The sequence below is a fragment of the Variovorax paradoxus genome (assembly GCF_022009635.1).
Lineage (GTDB): Bacteria > Pseudomonadota > Gammaproteobacteria > Burkholderiales > Burkholderiaceae_C > Variovorax.
This window is the reverse complement of sequence record NZ_CP091716.1, coordinates 1,713,980-1,732,029: the sequence shown is the minus strand read 5'-3', so window position 1 is coordinate 1,732,029 and position 18,050 is coordinate 1,713,980. Positions and strand designations below refer to the sequence as shown.

The following is an 18,050-nucleotide window of genomic DNA, read 5'->3' as shown; positions in this document are numbered from 1 at the left end:
GAAGCGACACGAAGTGCGCGAAGCCTGGGGGAGTACCTGATTACGTCCAACCAGCGTCCACGGTGAATTCCTGAGCCGTGCACATCTTCGCGTCGTCCGACGCGAGGAACAGCACCATGCGCGCGATGTCTTCCGGCATCAGCTTGTCGGGCAGGCACTGGTTGCGGTGCAAGGCCTTCTCGCCTTCCTCGTCGAGCCACAGCTTCACCTGCCGCTCGGTCATCACCCAGCCGGGCGACACGGTGTTGATGCGGATGCGCTCGCGGCCCAGTTCCACGGCGAGCCCGCGCGTGAGCCCGTTCACCGACGACTTGGCAATCGCATAGCAGGGGTAGCCCGAGCCCTTGGTCTGCCAGCCGGTGGAGCCCAGGTTCACCACCGAGCCGAAGCCCAGCCGCTTCATGCCCGGCACCACCGACTGGATCGCGAACAGCGCGGGCCGCTCGTTGATGGCCATGCGGTTGTCGTAGTAGTCGGGCGTGACCGATTCGAGCGTGTGGCGGTCGTCGCTCGCCACGTTGTTCACCAGCACCGCAAAGTCGCCGAGTTCGCGCGCCGCGTCGGCGATGGCCTGCTGCAGCGCCGCGATGTCGCGCACGTCGCATGCGCGCCACCAGGGCGCCGCATGGCCGGCATCCACGATCTGCCGCGCGAGCTGCGCGCTGGCGCCCTCGGCGATGTCGACGAAGGCCACGCGCGCGCCCTGCGCCGCGAATGCGGCGACGATGGCCGCGCCGATGCCGCTGCCGCCGCCGGTGACGAACACCGTGCGGCCCTTCAGGCTCGGATGAATGGAAAGCTGGGTCGAGTTCAAGAAAGCGTCTCCAGAAGCCCGGCAAATGACATTGCAATACGCATATCAATCGATGCCAGTATTTTCAATTTCTATTATCAATATGCCTTGATACGATCCGCCGCGTCAAGAAGACATGACACCGAGCAACGGAACAACAAATGAACAAGCACGAGACAAACACCCCCTCTTCTTCCTCTTCCTCATTGCCTGCGCCGGTGGTCGAAGGCGCGCCCGAATGCATCTGGCCCGCCGGCGCCAACCTCGGTGAAGGCACGATGTGGTCGCAGCGCGAGCAGGCGCTGTACTGGATCGACATCCTCACGCCGCGCCTCTTCCGCTACGACCCCGCCACCGGCGCGCAACGCACCTGGACCTTCGACGAGGAGATCACCGCCATCGCCGAGCGCGCATCGGCGCCGGGCCTTTTCATCACGCTGCGGCGCGGCTTCGCGCTGTTCGACACCACCGCGCCGGGCGACGGGGCCAAGCCGCGCTACCTGCACCAGCCGGAGACCGAACGCACCGGCAACCGCTTCAACGACGGCAAGTGCGACGCGCGGGGCCGCTTCTGGGCCGGCAGCATGGACTTCGACTGCAAGGCACCCACCGGCGCGCTCTACCGCTACGACGCCGGCGGCCGCTGCACACGCCACGACGACGGCTTCGAGGTGACCAACGGCCCGACCTGGTCGGGCGATGGCCGCACCATGTACTTCAACAACACGGTGCTCAACAAGCTCTACGCCTACGACTTCGACATGGAAGCCGGCACGGTGTCGAACCGCCGCGAGTGGCACCGCTTCCCCAAGCCCGACGGCCTGCCGGACGGCATGACCACCGACGCCGCCGGGCGCCTCTGGATCGCGCACTGGGGCGGCGCCTGCGTCACCTGTCACGACCCGGTGAGCGCCGCCGAGCTGTGCCGCATCGACATACCCGCGAGCCACGTGACCGACTGCGCCTTCGGCGACGCCGACCTGCGCACGCTCTACATCACCACGGCCCGCAACAGCCTCACGCCCGAGCAGCAGGCAGCCGAGCCGCTGGCCGGCGGGCTCTTCAGGGTGCGCATCGGCAGCCCTGGCGTACCAGCGGCGCTGTTCGCGGGCTAGCAATTCCCGACGCGGCCAGGGGCCGCAGCGGGCATCGGCTCGCCAAACAAGCGTAGTTATCGGACATTCGGACTTTCCGACGCCGATGGCCATGCTGAATTTCTCGACCGACGACCTCCGCCCCCAGGACCGCTTCGACCACTGGTGCGAAGCGCGAGGGCGGCACATGTTCGGCGTGACGATCGAGCTGGAACGCGAGCGCCGGCCGCAATTCCAGGGCCGCTTCCACGCCGCGGCGGTCGGCAGCGCCACGGTCTCGGACATGCGCGCCTCCTCCTACCAGATCAGCCGCACCAGCGCCGACATCGCGCGGGTGGCCAGCCAGAGCCTGTGCATCGGCCTGCAGGTGCGCGGGCCGGGGCTGATGAGCACCGGCCGGCAGTCCGGCATGCACATCCGCGAAGGCGACCTCGTCGTCAATCACTCCGACCTGCCCTACGCCGGCATGCCGCTGCGCAGCGACGGCTTCGACTTTCGCATGGTGCGGATTCCGCTGACGCAGGAACTGCTGCTCGGTGCGCGCGCCGACGACCTGTTCGCCGAGCCCATGGGCTCGGCCACGCCCTTCCTGCGCCCGCTGATGGCGAGCTTTCATGCGCTCACGCGGCGCCCGGCCGAGCTCCCCAGCCCCGAGACCGAGGTCACCCACGCCGCCCGGCTCGCGCTGCTGGCGCGAGGTCGGCTGGCGCCGGGCCTGCCGGAAAGCCGCGCAGCGCTGCGCTCGGGCCTGCTGCATGCGGCGCGCGACATCCTGGCGCGCGACCTGCGCCAGCCCGACCTGTCGCCGGCCACCATCGCGCGCGAGCTGGGCATTTCGCTGCGGCAGGTGCATGTGCTGTTCGAGCCCACCGGGCTGTCTTTCGCGCGCACGCTGACCGCCATGCGCCTGGCCGATGCCTCGCGGATGCTGGCCACGGCGCCGGAGCGTTCGGTCACCGACATCGCCTACCTCTGCGGCTTCGACAGCATCGCCACTTTCTATCGGGTGTTCCGCGCGGCCTACGCCATGACGCCCCGGGACGCCCGCGCGATGGCTGAAGGCGTCTGAGGCGGGCGCAAGCGCCCTATTTTCGAAAACAGAAGTACCCAAAAATTCCGACCGCGTGCGCGGATTGAGAAGACGGGCCGCGCGCCTTCGCGAATCATGCGCGGCTATGTATCTGCATCCCCTGACAGCCGGCTTGCCGGCGGCGGAGCGGGAATCGCTTGCCCGCCACAGCCAGCTTCGCTACTTCAAGCGCAACGAGACCGTGCTGCAAATCGGCGAGACCACGGACAGGATCTACTGCGTGGCCACCGGCCTGCTGCGCGTGAGCGCGCCCGGACGCGACGCCAACGCGGAGTTCACCAGCGAGTTCATCCGGCCGGACGATTTCTTCTTCGACCTCACGATCCGGGAAGACAGCTACCGCTCGACGCAGGCGCTGGTGGCGACGCTGCCTTCGTCGGTGTACCTGATGCCCATCGCCGTCATGCGCGCGCTGTGCGTGCGGCACCCCGGCGTGGCGATGGCGCTGCTGGGCCTGGCCATGAAGCGCATGAGCATGCTGCGCGGCCAGATGCGGCGCGTGACGACGCTGCCCTCCGAAGACCTGGTGCGCCGCGTGCTCTACCAGCTCACCGAGCTGGCGCCGGCCAGCGCGGGCGGCTACGACAAGCGCATCTCGCAGTCGCTGATCGCCTCGTACTCGGGCCTGTCGCGCGAGGTGGTCAACAAGACCATGCGCGACATGGAAAGCCGCGGCCTGCTGCGGCGCGACGGAGACGCCGTGCATGTGTCGCCCGAATTCGCGGCGACCGACTTCGGCGCGCTGCCGCCGGATTCCTCAGCCGGCAGAGAACCGGTGCTCGGTCGCGCTGCGGAACACCTCGCACGGGCGCAGCACTGTTGAGGGAAAGCCGGGCCGGTTCGGCGAATCGGGAAAGTGCTGCGTTTCCAGGCACAAGCCGTCGCCTTGGCGCAGGCTCGCGCCGCCGCTGCCCAGCAGGCTGCCGTCGAGGAAATTGCCCGAATAGAACTGCACGCCGGGCTCGCTGGTGTGCACCTCCATCACGCGGCCCGATGCCTCGTGTTCCAGGCGCGCCGCCAGCGCCAGCCCCTGGTGGGCATCGCTGCGGTCGAGCACCCAGTTGTGGTCGTAGCCGTGCGCGAGCAGCAGTTGCTCGTGGCCCTGGCGGATGCGCTCGCCAATGACGGTAGCGTTGCGAAAGTCGAACGGCGTTCCGGCCACGTCGGCCAGGCCGGCGGGGATCAGCGTGGCATCGACCGGGCAATAGCGGCTCGCGGGCAGCGTCAGCCGGTGGTCCATGACGGAGCCACCGGCATTGCCCGCGAGGTTGAAGTAGTCGTGGTGACTCAGGTTCAGCACCGTGGGCCTGTCGGCCTGCGCGGCGTAGTCGATGCGCCAGGTGTTGGCCGCGGCGCTCAACGTGTAGCGCACCGTGGCGCGCAGCTCGCCGGGGTAGCCCTCTTCGCCGTCGGGGCTGGTGTAGCGCAGCTCGATGGCGACGTCGCCGCCGGCTTCCTGCGCCGTCAGCGGCACGATGTCCCAGAAGCGGGTGCCGAAGCCCTTCGCGCCGCCATGCAGCGAGTTGGGGCCGTCGTTCAGCACGAGCTGATGGGCCGCGCCGTCGAGCGAAAAACGCCCCGCCGCGATGCGGTTCGCGAAGCGGCCGACGATGGTGCCGAAGTGCGGATGCGGCTTCAGGTAGGCCTCCAACGAGGGCAGCCCCAGCACGATGTTTTCGGCCTGCCCGCGCCGGTCGGGCACGCGCAGCGCGGTGACGATGCCGCCCAGGTTGATGGCGCTCAGGCTCAGGCCCCGGCCGTTGTCCAGCGTGTATTCGGTCACGGCGCGGCCGTCAGGCATGCGGCCGTAGGCGCGCGAGGTGATGGAGCTGCTCATGGGTATGCGTTCCGCTGGCTGCGGCGGCTAGGGAAACAGCGCCTCGCGCGCGCACAGCGAGGCGGTGCGCAGGCCGATGCGGTCGGTGAGGTCGTGGTATTCGGGCGGCTCGGCCGCGTGCGTGCGGATCTCGACGCGGTGCCCCGCCTTGCCCACCTCGTCGGCAAAGCGCTGCTGCAGCGCGAAGGGCGTGTTGCGGTCGTCGCGGTTGCCGATCAGCACGATGCGCCGCGCGGGGTCGCGCGCGATGCCGCCCACATGGTCGAGCGGGTCGTAGAACTGCGCGCTTCCCGTGGTGTCGGTGCGCCCGCCGTTCGAGCGGCCCAGAAGCTGCGCGCGCTCCAGCAGCCCGTAGGCGCCCGATGTCAGCACCGCGCAGGCCACGCGCGTGCGCCCCAGCGTGAGCAGCGCGGCGCCCGCGGTGGCGCCGCCGCTGTGGCCGAGGATGACGATGCGCTGCAGCTTGTGGCGCTGCATCAGCGCGTCGAGCGCGGCGTCCAGCGCATGGAACTCCACCAGCTGGCGGCGCTGGCGATGGTCGCCCGACGAGCCGTAGGTGCCCGGCCGCGCCATGAAGATCCAGGGCACGCCGGCGCGGTCTCGGCTGCGCTGCGCATCGAGCGTGCGCAGCGGCTCCGTGTTGCCGGGAATGCGCGTGGGCGCCTGGTCCATCACGCTGTCGCGGTCGCCCGAGAACTGCACGACGGCGATGCGCGCGCCGTCGATGTCGTCGCTCGCGAAGTAGCGGATGCAGGCCGGCCCTTCCACCGGCTGCACCCACAGGTAGCCCGCGCGGTCGGGGCAGCTCGCGCGGTCGGCGGGCTGGTTCCAGTGCAGCACCTCGTCGTTGCTGGCCGCAAAGGGGCGCGGCACGTCGGGGCCGGTGCGCTGGGCGCAGGCCGCCTGCGCCAGCGCGCACAGCAGGAGAGCGCAGCGCGCGTGCCGCCGCAGGAAGCCGGGCATGCTCATAGCTTGCGCAGCAGCACGGGCACCTCGCCGAAGTCGGAGCCGATGCGGTCGCCCTTCACCAGCACCAGGTCGCCGTCGCGCAGGAAACCGCCGAGGTACCCCGCGAGCTTCGAAGCGTCGTCGAAATGCGGGCCGAGCAGTTCGGCCGGCACTTCCTCGCGCAGCCAGCGCATTTCGTCGCCGTGCGTCACCACGTGCGCAATGCCCGATTGCAGCAGCGGCGCGGCCAGGCTGCGGTGCATGGCCTCGGCGTCCTTGTCGAGGTTGACGATGCGGCCCAGCACGCCGATCTTGCGCACGACAGGCCCCTGCGCCGCGCGCTGGAAGCCGCGCACGAACTCCATGGCGTTGCGCATCGACATGACTTCGGCATTCCAGCTGTCGTCGATCAACGTGGCCTGCACGCCGGCCTGCGTGCGCAGCGGATGCACCTGCATCACCGATGCCGGCAGGCGCACATGCGGCATGCGCGCGCAGGCGTCCTCTGCGTCGAAGCCCATGGCCACCAGGGCCGCGAAGGCCAGCGCCGAGTTGCGCACCAGCCCGGCGCTGTGCAGCGGGAACGAATACGCCACCGTGCGCCCCGCCATCGCAATGCGCACGCGGCAGCCGCCGCCGGGCTCGGGTTGCGTGTCGACGATGCGGATGTTGGCCTCGGGCCCCGTGCCCACCACCCAGATCGCGCCGGCCGTGCGCGCTGCCGCCTGCACCACCTGCTGCAGGCAGGGAATGTGGTCGGGCACGATGGCCACGCCGCCGGGCTCCAGCCCCAGGAAGATGCGCGACTTGTACTCGGCCGTGAGCTCCAGCGTCGAGGCCTGCCGCGTCTGCGACAGCCCGATCTCGGTGATGACGGCCACGTGCGGCCGCGCCTTCAGCGAGATGGGCCCGCGCTCCATCCACAGCCCGCTCTGCGCCATCTCGAGGATGCACACGTCGGTGTCGGCCGCCAGGTTGGCCAGCATGGCCGGCACGCCGACGCGCGAGTTGTAGTTGTCGATGGTGGTGTGCACGCGCGCGCGCTCGGGCAGCAGGTCGCGCAGCATGGCGATGGTGGACGACTTGCCGACCGTGCCGGTCACGCCCACCAGCAAACCCTTGTAGCGGGCCCGCGCGGCGGCGCCCAACGCGAGCATCGCGGCGATCGGATCTTGCACCTGCAGCAGCGGGAAGGCCGCATCGAGCCCCTCGACCTCGTGCGCGACCACCGCGCCCGCCAGCGCATGCTGCAGCCCGGGCAGTTCGAGGTGGCGGTCCCAGTTGTCGGCGCGCGGCTTGCTGTAGCTTTCGTGCACGGCGAGCGTGCGGTAGTCGGAAGCCACGAAGAGCGACGGCGCCGGCAGCATCGACATGTGGAGGGGCCCGCGCACCACCGAATTCACGAACCAGCCTGGCGGCGGTTCCACCATCCAACGGCCGCCCGTGATCTGCTGCAGCTCGTCGGCGGTCCACACCGGCGCGGGCGCGTTGCCCTCGCCTAGGCGGTCGACAGCCAGCACCGGCGCGGGGCGCTCGGGCAGCGGCACCGGAAAATCCGGCACGCGAAGGCCGCACCACACCTGCAGGCGGCGTGCACTCGAGAGCTCTGGCGGCAGCTCGGGCAGGTTGCCGCGCAGGCGCAGCTCGAGCTGCAGCACGTCGCTTTCGAGCAGGCCGGGGCGCGGCGGGCGCAGGCCGTAGCGGTCGCGGTAGATGCGCCCTGGCTCCCAGCGGCTGGTGGGCCACATCCAGTCGCAGGGGTCGTGGTCCATGCCCTCGCCCCACGGCGGCATCGTGCTGCTGCGCATCGGCAGCGCGCGGAACTGCAGCCGCAGGTCGGCCGCCACGGGCTCGTCGATGCACCAGAAAGACTCGACCCACAGCATGCGCCGACCGACGATCTGCCGCGGCGCGATGCGCAGCCCCAGCAGGCGCAGCGGGCCGATCTGCAGCGGCGTGATGCGCGCGTCGTCGGGCACCGCGTCGGCCAGCCATTCGGGACGCGGCGCGCGCACCGGGCCGACGACCGGCGCGGGACGCACGGCCGGCGCCACGGCCGAAGCCGGATCGGCCTGGAACGCGGGCCGCTCCGGCGGCGACAGCCGCAGCGCGCAACGCCCGCCCTGCACCATCGTCATCTGCGTGCCGAGCGCGCGGCACTGCTCGGCGAAGCGCGCGCTGAGCGCCTCGGCCTGCTCGCCCGCGAGCTGCCGCGAGAAACCGTAGCCGACGCCGACCGGCGTGAACACCACTGCCTCCACGCCGTGCAGGCCCAGCGCCAGCGTGAACACGCCGGAGTCGCCGAAGTCGTTGCGGATGGAGTCGAACAGCAGGTCACCCGCGTCATGCAGGATCGGCCGGCCGCGATAGACCTCGATGCCCTGCAGCACGTGCGCCGAGGTGCCGAGCACCGCATCCGCGCCCGCGTCGACGATGGCATGGCCGACAGCGACTTCTGCCGCCGAAGGCGCGGTCTCCAGGTTGGCGCCCCAGTGCACCGCCACCAGCACCACGTCGGCCTCGCGGCGCGCGGCCTCGATGCGCGGCGCGAGCTCGGCGGTCCATGCGGCAGGGTCGTCCAGCGGCAGCCAGGCCGCGCCCGCGCGCTCGGCGCTGGCGGCAAAGCGCTGCTGCGTGGCGTCGAGCGAGAACAGCGCCACGCGCACGCCGCCCGCGCGGCGGAAGGCGGGGCGCCATGCGGCCTCCAGCGTGCGCCCGGTGCCGGCGTGGGCGATGCCGGCGGCATCGAGGTGCGTCTGCTGTTCGAGCAGCGCCTCGGCGCCGTAGTCGCCGCTGTGGTTGTTGGCGGTGGCGACCATGCCGATGCCGGCCTCGGTCAGCACCGCGAGCATCTCGGGCCGCGCGCGGTAGTAGTACGGCCCGGCCTCGCCCTTGTCGATGCCTTGTTCGCCGGTGGTCGCGACCACGCATTCGAGGTTCACGATGCGCAGGTCGGCATCGCGCAGCGCGGCGATGTCGCCGAGCATCCTGCGCGCGCCGCCCAGCTCGTGCATCCGGTAATGCTGGCGCCGCCCCAGGTTCACGTCGCCGCCCCACGCGACCGTGCCGGTGCCGGCGCGCCGCCCTTGCTGCTGACCCTCGCTCGCCTTCAGCATGCGGTGGTAGGCCACGTAGCCCGACAGGTAGTGCTCCACGTCGTCGATGCGCACGCGGAAGCTGTGGTGCTTGATGAAGAACGAGCCGGCGATGCGCGCGGGGTTGCGGAAGAACATCGCCAGCTCGGGCCAGAAGTGGCCGTTGGCGAGGTAGCGCGCACGGTATGCCAGCGCGCGGTCGAACTTGTCGCGGTCGAGTTCGGCCAGCAGCGGGCGCAGCGCGGGGTCGGCTTCGAGCCGCAGCACCATGTCGCGCGCGGCCATCATCAGCTCCAGCAGCGTGGGGAAGGTGGTGATGCGCTCGAGCACGAAGTCCAGGTAGCCCGCCACGTTGCGCAGGCCGAACTGGTAGTAGCGCGTCTCTGGCCGGTAGCGCGTGAGTTCGTTGACGCAGTAGCTCAGCCAGTGGTCGTGCGCGCGCCAGTGCTCGGCCGCGATGAAATGCTCGAAGGCTTTCTCGACCACCGCGAGCCACCGTGCGTCGCGCGTGAGGCCGTACAGCCGCATCAGGCCGAAGGCGGCTTCGCCGTCGTAGTAGATGACGCGGAACTTGTCTTTCACGTCGAGCGAAGGCGCGGTCAGCACGTGCACGAAGCTGCCGGTCTCCGCGTCCTGCATGTGGCGGATGCCGAGCGCGAGCTGCTCCAGCAGCGGCAGGAATTGCCTGTCACCCGTGAGCTCCATGTACTTGACCAGCGCGAGCAGGCACACGGCGCTGCCGCCGAGCTTGATCTCGTTGCCGATGTCCAGCAGGTAGGCGGCGCGCGTGCCGTCGGGCAGCACGGCCGGGCGGATGAGCGTGCCCGCGAGGAAGCCGATCGAGCGGTCGATGGACGCCTTCAGCGTGTCGCTGCGCGTGAGCTCCCAGGCCTCGAGCATGGCGTAGGTCGAGCTTGCGTGGCGCAGCGTGTTGTAGGTTGGAATGAGGCGGTCGAAGCAGGGAAACCAGCCATAGTCGAACTCGCCCGTGGGCTTGACCTGGCCAGCGAGGTAGGTGCTGGCGTCTTCGATGAGGGTGCGGATCTGCGGCGCGTTCCAGTCGGAGAGCGTGCGAAATCCTGCCGCCTGCCCTTCGGCTGTGATGGGCCACGCGCCGTTGGCGTCGACGTACACGGCGCGGGTGGTGAAGCACCAGACGGGCGCTTCGTCGTCCGACGGAAAGTCGATCTCGCGGCCGAAGCGGCGTTTGCTGAGCAGGTGCAGGTTGCCGGGGTTGGGCTCGGCGTGGTCGACGTCGCCGTTATAGAGCACCGCGCCGCCGTGCATTTCCTGGGCGAGCAGGGCAATCTCGAAGCGTGCGTCGAAGGCGATGCCTTCGTTGAAGTAGTTGCGCTTGGTTTGCGCCAACTTCGCCTTGAGCTCGCGCCAGCGCATGGGGGTGACTTTGTCGACGACTTCGGCGCGCAGGCGTTGCGGCGGGTTTTCGCCGCGGGCGGCCTGCGCCGCGATGGCCTCGGCGGCGGCTTGCCATGCGGCTTCGATGTTGGCGCCACGGCCGGATGCCACGCGGGCGCGGCTGCTGTCTTCGCCCGTGGCGAAGAAGACCACGCATCCGGCCTCCGGGGTGGCGGGGTTCGCTGCGGGCAGCATGCCCGCCGGGTCCGCCAGGGCTTGCCTGGCTCGGGTCAACAAATCGACGAGGGGGTTCGGATCGATGGTCATGCAGCGGCGAATGATGACAGGGCGTCGAGCGGCTTGCCATACCGTCAATCCATGGGATTGCTCTTGTTGTTGTTTGCTCGGGAGTGGCTTTGTTCAGGGCGCGTGCACAGGGCACGATGAGGGCGGCTGTGGATTTGCGGAGTTGGACGCTGCAGCGGATTGCCGGTGGATATGGGCGGGTGCGCGGCCGAGCTTTTGCGAGATGCAGGTGCTAGGCGGGCAGAGTTTTGACGGGCGGGCTCAGGGCATGGTCGAGATTGGCAGGACTGCGTTCGATGCCCGCTTCAAGCTGGCTTTTGACGTTCGGTGCGCTCTCACTAATGGGTACTATCGACCAACCGGACGTTCCCTACCGACTGCCAATTCGCCCGTCGACGCCAACATCATGACCATCGAAGTTGACCTCAACATCGCCGAGATTCCCTACGAGTCAGGAGCCATCAGGTTCCGATATGCGAGGGTGATGGCACCAGACCGGACGCGATGGATTCGGCACGGTTTCTTCGTTGAATACCATGAGAACGGCACAGTGGCTTCCGAAGGCCAGTACGTTGATGGCAAAGAGGACGGGCTATGGCGCGACTTCCACCCGAACGGTCGACCTGCATCCGAGGGATGCTATCGCGAGGGCAAGGAGGTCGGTGTGTGGCAGTTCTGGAGTCCCGATGGCACTGCGGAACCGAGCACTATTTTCAGCTGACGGCCAGGACAAGACGTTCAGCACGAACCTCCAGCGAGGCACATGAAGACCCTTGCGATAGCTGCCATTGACGGATACCAGCGGTTCATTTCGCCTTACAAGGGCTTCGGCTGCGCACATCGAATGCGGACGGGCGAAGCTTCCTGTTCGCGATTCGCAAAGCGAGCGATTGCTCGCCTCGGGTTGATAACCGGCGCCCTGGTCACCATCCGTCGATTTGAAGCATGCGCCGCTTCGGCGCGAATACTCTCCAGCGCGGACGCCCGCGCAGCTGCGGCGCCGCCGGAAGCTCCCGCAGAGGCTTGCCCGATTTGGTCTCGCTGGGGTGCGAGAAAGCTGTCAGGGTGCTGCGGATGCTGGCCCGGCTAAGTCAGAATGCGGCCAGGAGCGGTCATCCACTTGAGCAACTGCCCTTTGTTGCAGGAACCTATAGACGATGCGTGAGCCCCACCCCTACCCGGAGATTTACTGCGACTTCAATGCAAGGTTGAGCGACCGCGGGTATTCACTGGAACGAATGGGTTCAATCCGGGACTTGAGCAAGCTAGGCCTCAAGCTGGAAGAAGCTGTCGGTAAACGCTTCACCTTCGTCGCAGACGATACGGACAAAAGCGGCGTTCCTGATGACATCATGTCCAATGGCGTGGTGGTCAAGGATGAGCGATACGGGTTTCTTGCCCTTCTTGATACGCCAGACGACTTCTATTGGCGTTCCCAACTGACTGGCTGCGACGAAGCGTAGTTGGATAGCTGCATTTATTGAACGACCGCCGTTGCGGATCGCGGATGTCTCCTACGTGCCCGAAGCGGAAGTAGCATCTCGTGTCGTGCACGATTGCCACAAGTCGCCCAGTCCTGCGGCCTCCTCCTTTATTTCACTGCAGGGAGCACCCGGCGCCCTGTGCACGATGAGGGCGGCTTTGGGGTTGGCAGTTCGGCCGCTGCGGCGGGCATGACCAGTTGAATGCCCTCTTCGAACTGGTTGCGAACACTCGTTCCGATTCCTCAAATAGTTCTGAAGGACCAAAAGCGGCAGTATTGCTACAGTGCCCAAGTTCGTTTTCAGCACAGACCTCTGTCGGTGTCCAGGGCTGAATCCAGGGCCGTTGTTCTTTGTGCAATAGGCGACGAGAGTTCATTGCGCTGGTTTGCGAGCGCCAATTCGAGGAGAGCCAATGCTGCCCAAGGTACTCGGGCGCCGCGTACCCACCTTTGAAGACGTTGCCACGTTCGTGTTTGGATGTGTTTCGCACCGAGACGGGAGAAAGCTCAACATGAACCTCTCATTCGACTCAAAGCAGGTTAATTAGGTGAAGCCGACCCCTGAACAGATCGCAAGTCTCATCGCCCTGCTTAAGATTAAGCAAGCCTCCGAAGATGAGTTCGTGCGGTTGCACGGTCATGCGCGCTTTCCCGTGTACACCCACATGGAAGGCAAGATGGTCATTGCCATCGGCGGAACGTTGAACAAGCAAATTCGTGAGGGGCCGTACAACCTGCTGGACGTGTATCACGACACGGCGCTCGACCTCTTTGGTGAGGACCGCATTCAGGCCGAGATGAATCGGCCATTTGAGGAACGACACCATGCGTTGCAATGGCTCAGTACGGCAGTGGATCAGCATGCTTTGGACGAGGCTGAAGGGGTCTATAGGCCTAGCGGTTCGTCGGTGGCTTGGGGTCGCCTGGGATATGACCTCTTCACTGTTCGAGACAACGCCAAGCTTCTCGCCAAGTTGAGCCGCGAGTTGCGAAATCCAGACGAGTTCCAAAGTGCACGATGTGAACTGCTGACGTGCTCAATTGCGGTTACAGCAGGCTTCGAGATTCAGTTCGAGGACGAGGCTGACACTAATAAGCGGCACGTCGAGTTTGTCGCCGTCCACACGGAAGCTGGCATTTCCATCTCAGTCGAGGCGAAGAGCCGGCGCCGAAACGGAGTTCTCGGCTTCAAGGGCGGCCACGCGGGCGACCCGGGGGCTAAGGTCAAGATTCGGAGCCTCCTGGAGGATGCGCTTGGTAAGGCGCCGGAGTACCCGCTGTACGTCTTCGTTGACGTGAACTTGCCTTTCGGCACAAAGGAAGAGCGCATGCGGTGGCTCACAGAGATTCAGCAGACGGTGCACGACCTTCATGCAGAGGGTTATTTGCGAGACAGCTTGTTGCATGGCGTCTTGTTCATGAATGACCCGTCGCACTACATCGGGCCACGTCACCTTGGCGCGCCGACGGACTCGCTTTGGGCATACCCCGTGAAGCTGCGCGAGTTGAAGTTGCCGGAAAGCGGGGACGATGTATTGGACCGGTTGCTGCTGGCCTGGACGCAGCGGAACGCCCCGCCAAGCATGGGCCCTGGCGACTAAAGTGGGTTCGGACTGCTGCTGGCGCTGCAAAGCAGATGCTCGCATGTCTGTCGGTGATCAACATGGATCGCATGGCTGCCGCCAAAGCCAACTCGAAGGCGACCTCAACCGCGCCAACCTTCCTCCATCACAGAGGCATCAGCCGTCTCGCTCCAAAGAGCACTGTTCGCTGGGCGCTCCGCGTCGCGCCCTCTCGCTCATCTGAAACAGTTGCCCCGCCTTGCGAGCAAGATCAGCCGCAAGCCAAAGCACGTTATCCAGTTGCCGAGGCCCGTCACCACTACACCAGTCGATGTGCTCCCCGTGGCAGAGCCACAAAAGAGCTTCGAGTTGAGTGAGGGTGTTTTCGAGAAGATCCGCCGGGTCGTGGGCGTTGTCTTCGGAAGCTACCGGCGTGCGAGGCCGGGCTATAGTCTTGCTAGCCATTTTTGTGCGTTCCTTCCAAGGTTGTTGCACGAACTTGGTTAGACGGCTGGAGTGCTCGCTACACCCCGGCCGTCGCCTTTTGATACCTCGCATCCGCATCGCTGCTTTCGCACCGACGACCTGCCGCGAGGCAAGCAGCCTTCAAACATCTGAGTGGTGGGTGTCGGGCCTTCCTTCCCCCCTTGGTGGGGCATCGAGTGACAGGGGCATCCACTCTAGAGAAGAACCCGTCGAAACAGCCGCTCGATGCGGCATGAAGTCCCGCAGAGCGCCAACAAATGCAGCTTCCACAGCGGCGCTGAACGCTCACGCTGGCGGGGTGCCTTGCGCAGCGAAATAAAGAAGGAGCCCGAAGGGCGGGGGACATTCGCGGAGCAAGGTACCCCGTCGGCGTGAGCACGCCCTGAAGGCATTCGACACCGGGGCCTTCGATACCGCATCGGGCCGCAAGGCTTCTGCACAAGCCGCCGTGCGAATCGCGCCCGCGCCGCAGAATTGCCGCTCCTGTGGAGCCGCATCGTCATCATGAGCCAGACAACATTCCCGCCGCGCCTGTTCGAGCCCCTGAAGCTCGGCCAGCTCGAGATAGACAACCGCATCGTCATCGCGCCGATGTGCCAGTACTCCGCCACGGAGGGCACGCCGGGCGACTGGCACCTGATCCACCTCGGCCACCTGGCGCTCTCGGGCGCGGGTCTGCTGATCATCGAGGCGACGGCGGTGGAGGCCGAAGGGCGCATTTCGCCCGGCGACCTGGGCCTTTATTCCGACGCCAATGAAGAAGGTCTGGCGCGCGTGCTGCGTGCAACGCGCGCGCATTCGCCCATCAAGATCGCCATGCAACTGGGCCACGCGGGGCGCAAGGCGTCGAGCCGCGCGCCGTGGGAAGGCGGCAAGCAGATCCGCCCCGGCGAGCCCGGCGGCTGGAAGGCATATGCGCCCTCGCCCGTGCCGCATGCGCCCACCGAAGACCCGCCCATCGCGCTCGACGCCGCGGGCCTGCGGCGCGTGCGCGATGCATTCGTGGCGGCGGCGCGACGCGCGGCGCGGCTGGGCATCGAAGGCATCGAGATCCATGCGGCGCACGGCTATCTGCTGCACCAGTTCCTGTCGCCCATCGCCAACCACCGCGACGACGAATACGGCGGCAGCCTGGAGAACCGCATGCGCTTTCCGCTCGAGGTGTTCGACGCGGTGCGCGAAGCCTTCCCTGCCGAGCGGCCGGTGTGGGTGCGCGTGTCGGCCAGCGACTGGGTGCCCGGCGGCTGGGACCTCGACGGCACGGTCGCGTTCTCGCAGGCGCTGAAGGCGCGCGGCTGCGCGGCCATTCATGTGTCGAGCGGGGGCGTGTCGCCGCAGCAGGCCATCACGCTGGGCGCGGGCTACCAGGTGCCGTTCGCGGAACGCATCAAGGCCGAGGTCGGGCTGCCGACCATCGCCGTCGGGCTCATCACCGAGCCGGCCCATGCGGAGGCGATCGTCGCCAAGGGGCAGGCCGACGCGGTGTCGCTGGCCCGCGCGATGCTGTACGACCCGCGCTGGCCCTGGCATGCGGCGGCCGAGCTGGGCGCGCAGGTGAAGGCGCCGCACCAGTACTGGCGCTCGCAGCCGCGCGAGTTCAAGGACCTGTTCGAGAACGCGGCCTTCGGCGCGCGCTAGGCCCCGGCGAGCTCCAGATAGAAGAAGGTGGTGGCGCAGGGCTCGCCCTGCGGCAGCAGCGCGAAGCCGGGAACGGAGCCCACCCGCGTCCACCCGGTGCGGGCATAGAGGCGCTCGGCCTCGGGGCTGGAGGTGTCGAGCACCAGCAGCGTCTTGCCGCGCTCGCGCGCCTGCCGCTCGGCGGCGCGCATCAGCAGCTCGCCGATGCCCCGGCGCCGCGCCCGGCGGTGCACCAGCATCTTGGAGACCTCGCCGCGGTGCGGCTGGTTCTCGGGCTGGGCCAGCACCACCTGCACGGTGCCGACGATGCCTTCGGCATCTTCGGCGACCAGCAGCACGCGCTCGCCCGCCGCCACGCCTGCGGCCACGTTGCGCCAGAAAGCCTGCGCGCGCTCGGCAGTGAGCGGATGCATGAAGCTCACCGAGGCGCCGCCGTCCACGCAGTCGATCAGCAGATCGGCCAGGGCGGCCACCTGCGCGTCGGTCACGGTGTCGAGGGCGCGGATGCGCGGGGTTTCGGTCGTTGGGGTGGTGTTGGTGGTGTTGGTGGTGGTGGTCATGCGGGTCTCCATGCTGCGGGCTGGCTCGCGATGACGACGGCGTAGCGTGCGGTCTTGCGCGAGGGGTTGTGGTAGCTCACGGGGCGATCGAGCGGGTGCGCCAGGCAGTCGCCGGTGGACAGGCGGTGGGCCTTGTCGCCCACGGTGACTTCGATGGTGCCGTCGAGCACCCACACCTGCTGGTGCACCAGCGGCTCGCGCGCGCCGCTTTCATAGGCCACGCGCGCCTGGGGCGGAAACTCCACCTCGACGATCTGGATTGGCGACACGCCGCCGCCGGGCGACACGTTGCGCCGCATATAGCCCGAATGCGGGTCGCGCCATTGCACCTGGTCGGCCAGGCGCGACACGGGGCTGGGCGCGGGCTCGGGCGCGTCGAACAGCGAGGCCAGGACCACGCCGAGGCCGGTGGCGAGCTTCTCGAGCAGCACGGCGGTGGGGCTGCTCTCGCCGCGTTCGATGAGCGAGATCATCGAGCGGCTGACGCCGCAATGCGCGGCAAGTGCGTCGAGCGACATGCCGCGCGCGGCGCGAAGCTCGCGCACGCGCCGGGCGATGCGGTCGTTGAGGCTGGGGGGCGTGTCTTCCGTCATATTGGATGAAATATCCAATATGACGGAAGAAAGGTCAAGCGGCGATTTACCGCCGCAGCTTCAGCGCGGCATGCCGAGCAGTGCGCCGCGCGCGGCTTCGGAAGGGAAGACGCATGCGACGTCATGCGCGCAGCCCGGCACCACCACGACTTCGCGGCGCTTGTCCGGCGCCAGCACCGTCCTGTCGTACTGCGCATAGGCCAGCCCGCGCTGCATGCGGTAGGGGCCTTGCGCCGCCGCCGCGCACGACTTGTCGAGGATGCCGTAGTAGGTGCCCTTGGCCTCGCTGCTGTCGAGTTCGCCTTCGAGGTAGCTGATGTCGGCGCGGGCGTACTGCTCGCGCGCCTGCGCGGCGCCGCGACCCAAAAACGCGGGCAGGCCATCCGTGCCGTACTTCCAGCGGTTGACCGCGGGGCATGCGGCTGCGTCGGCCGGTGCGAGCGTGACGGTGCAGTTGCGCAAGGTGTCGGCGCCGCTGCCGCAGGCCTGCCAGTCGACGGGCGCGCCGTTGCGCATGGGCTGCGGTCGCACCGGATCGAAGTAGAGCCAGGTGCCCGGGTCGGAGACGACATAGCGCACCGACACCGCCCCGGGCGCCTTCCGCGCAAAGCCGATGTAGTGCTGCACCATCTGCGCGCCAGCGGAGAAGCCCGCGATGGTGACGGTGCGCAGGCTGGGCCAGCGCTGCGCGAGTTCGGCCACCAGCGCGTCCATGGCAGCGAACGAGGTGATGCGCGCGCCGTTCTCCGCGCGGCCGCCTTCGAGCCAGGAGCCGCAGGTCCACAGCAGGTCGCCGGACTGCGCCGACGGCACGCCGGCCGTGCTGCATTTGCGGGCCTTGTCGGCCGCGACCTGAAACAGCGGCGCGACGACCAGCGTGTCGTCGAGCGCGCCGGCGTTGCGCACCGCGAGCAGCGCCGCGTTGAAGGTCTTGTCGGCGTCGCGGGGGTGGCCGTGCATGGCGACCAGCGCCCGGGTCGGGCCGGCCGTGCCCTGTGCGCCGGGTGCGAGAGAGGCGTAGTAGTTCAGCGTGCCCTCGGCGCCGGGCGGCTGGAAGTTTCTGTAGCAGTCCGGCGCGGCGGCTGCCGTGCAACCCGAGAGATCGGGCGCGGCATGTGCCGGCACCGACAAGAGGTGCGCGATGCCCGCGGCCAGGAGGAACAACCATCTGCTCATGTGCGGCGCCTGCCTTTCATTGCCGCTTGCGCG

15 protein-coding genes are annotated in these 18,050 nt (G+C 68.0%); 8 read left to right on the top strand and 7 right to left on the bottom strand.

Features of this window, described 5'->3' with window-relative positions; all coding sequences use genetic code 11:
- Positions 1–40: 40 nt before the first annotated feature.
- The gene (locus tag L3V85_RS08130; protein ID WP_237678813.1) at positions 41–814 is read right to left on the bottom strand and encodes an SDR family NAD(P)-dependent oxidoreductase; all 774 of its coding nucleotides are present in this window, start codon (positions 812–814) and stop codon (positions 41–43) included.
- Positions 815–954: 140 nt separating this feature from the next.
- Between L3V85_RS08130 and L3V85_RS08125 the strand changes: the two genes are divergently transcribed.
- The 3 genes from L3V85_RS08125 (at position 955) to L3V85_RS08115 (ending at position 3,800) form a co-directional block, all read left to right on the top strand.
- Complete coding sequence (locus L3V85_RS08125; RefSeq protein ID WP_237678812.1) at positions 955–1,908, top strand: SMP-30/gluconolactonase/LRE family protein; 954 nt, start codon at positions 955–957, stop codon at positions 1,906–1,908.
- Positions 1,909–1,993: 85 nt separating this feature from the next.
- The gene (locus tag L3V85_RS08120; RefSeq protein ID WP_237678811.1) at positions 1,994–2,956 is read left to right on the top strand and encodes a helix-turn-helix transcriptional regulator; all 963 of its coding nucleotides are present in this window, start codon (positions 1,994–1,996) and stop codon (positions 2,954–2,956) included.
- Between the two features lie 106 nt (positions 2,957–3,062).
- Positions 3,063–3,800 (top strand): Crp/Fnr family transcriptional regulator, encoded by a 738-nt coding sequence (locus L3V85_RS08115; RefSeq protein ID WP_237678810.1) that lies wholly within the window; start codon positions 3,063–3,065, stop codon positions 3,798–3,800.
- On the opposite strand, the gene L3V85_RS08110 is transcribed toward L3V85_RS08115, so the two are convergent.
- From L3V85_RS08110 to L3V85_RS08100, 3 genes are read right to left on the bottom strand one after another with little or no spacing between them, the layout of a single operon-like run.
- Complete coding sequence (locus L3V85_RS08110) at positions 3,735–4,814, bottom strand: aldose epimerase family protein (protein WP_237678809.1); 1,080 nt, start codon at positions 4,812–4,814, stop codon at positions 3,735–3,737. The genes L3V85_RS08115 and L3V85_RS08110 overlap by 66 nt on opposite strands.
- 27 nt (positions 4,815–4,841) lie before the next feature.
- A complete protein-coding gene (locus L3V85_RS08105) occupies positions 4,842–5,783 on the bottom strand; it encodes an alpha/beta hydrolase family protein (RefSeq protein ID WP_237678808.1) in 942 nt (313 codons plus the stop codon).
- Positions 5,780–10,540, bottom strand: coding sequence for a CapA family protein (locus L3V85_RS08100; RefSeq protein WP_237678807.1), 4,761 nt, complete (start codon positions 10,538–10,540; stop codon positions 5,780–5,782). Before L3V85_RS08100 ends, L3V85_RS08105 begins: the two co-directional genes overlap by 4 nt.
- Positions 10,541–10,925: 385 nt before the next feature.
- Between L3V85_RS08100 and L3V85_RS08095 the strand changes: the two genes are divergently transcribed.
- The 5 genes from L3V85_RS08095 (at position 10,926) to L3V85_RS08080 (ending at position 15,688) form a co-directional block, all read left to right on the top strand.
- The gene (locus L3V85_RS08095; RefSeq protein ID WP_237678806.1) at positions 10,926–11,240 is read left to right on the top strand and encodes a toxin-antitoxin system YwqK family antitoxin; all 315 of its coding nucleotides are present in this window, start codon (positions 10,926–10,928) and stop codon (positions 11,238–11,240) included.
- 42 nt (positions 11,241–11,282) lie between these two features.
- Positions 11,283–11,609 (top strand): membrane protein insertion efficiency factor YidD, encoded by a 327-nt coding sequence (gene yidD / locus L3V85_RS37540; protein ID WP_366492424.1) that lies wholly within the window; start codon positions 11,283–11,285, stop codon positions 11,607–11,609.
- Between the two features lie 67 nt (positions 11,610–11,676).
- On the top strand, positions 11,677–11,982 hold the full coding sequence (locus L3V85_RS08090; RefSeq protein ID WP_237678805.1) for a hypothetical protein: 306 nt from the start codon (positions 11,677–11,679) through the stop codon (positions 11,980–11,982).
- A gap of 568 nt (positions 11,983–12,550) precedes the next feature.
- Positions 12,551–13,603 (top strand): hypothetical protein, encoded by a 1,053-nt coding sequence (locus L3V85_RS08085; RefSeq protein ID WP_237678804.1) that lies wholly within the window; start codon positions 12,551–12,553, stop codon positions 13,601–13,603.
- Positions 13,604–14,554: 951 nt separating this feature from the next.
- The gene (locus tag L3V85_RS08080) at positions 14,555–15,688 is read left to right on the top strand and encodes an NADH:flavin oxidoreductase/NADH oxidase (RefSeq protein WP_237678803.1); all 1,134 of its coding nucleotides are present in this window, start codon (positions 14,555–14,557) and stop codon (positions 15,686–15,688) included.
- Here the strand turns inward: L3V85_RS08080 and L3V85_RS08075 are convergent.
- The 3 genes from L3V85_RS08075 to L3V85_RS08065 are packed head-to-tail and all read right to left on the bottom strand — an operon-like array spanning position 15,685 to position 18,017.
- Positions 15,685–16,248, bottom strand: a complete 564-nt coding sequence (locus L3V85_RS08075) for a GNAT family N-acetyltransferase (RefSeq protein WP_237678802.1) — start codon at positions 16,246–16,248, stop codon at positions 15,685–15,687. The genes L3V85_RS08080 and L3V85_RS08075 overlap by 4 nt on opposite strands.
- Complete coding sequence (locus tag L3V85_RS08070; RefSeq protein ID WP_237678801.1) at positions 16,245–16,841, bottom strand: helix-turn-helix domain-containing protein; 597 nt, start codon at positions 16,839–16,841, stop codon at positions 16,245–16,247. The genes L3V85_RS08075 and L3V85_RS08070 overlap by 4 nt, the downstream gene beginning before the upstream one ends.
- Before the next feature lie 60 nt (positions 16,842–16,901).
- Complete coding sequence (locus L3V85_RS08065) at positions 16,902–18,017, bottom strand: hypothetical protein (RefSeq protein WP_237678800.1); 1,116 nt, start codon at positions 18,015–18,017, stop codon at positions 16,902–16,904.
- Positions 18,018–18,050 lie beyond the last annotated feature (33 nt).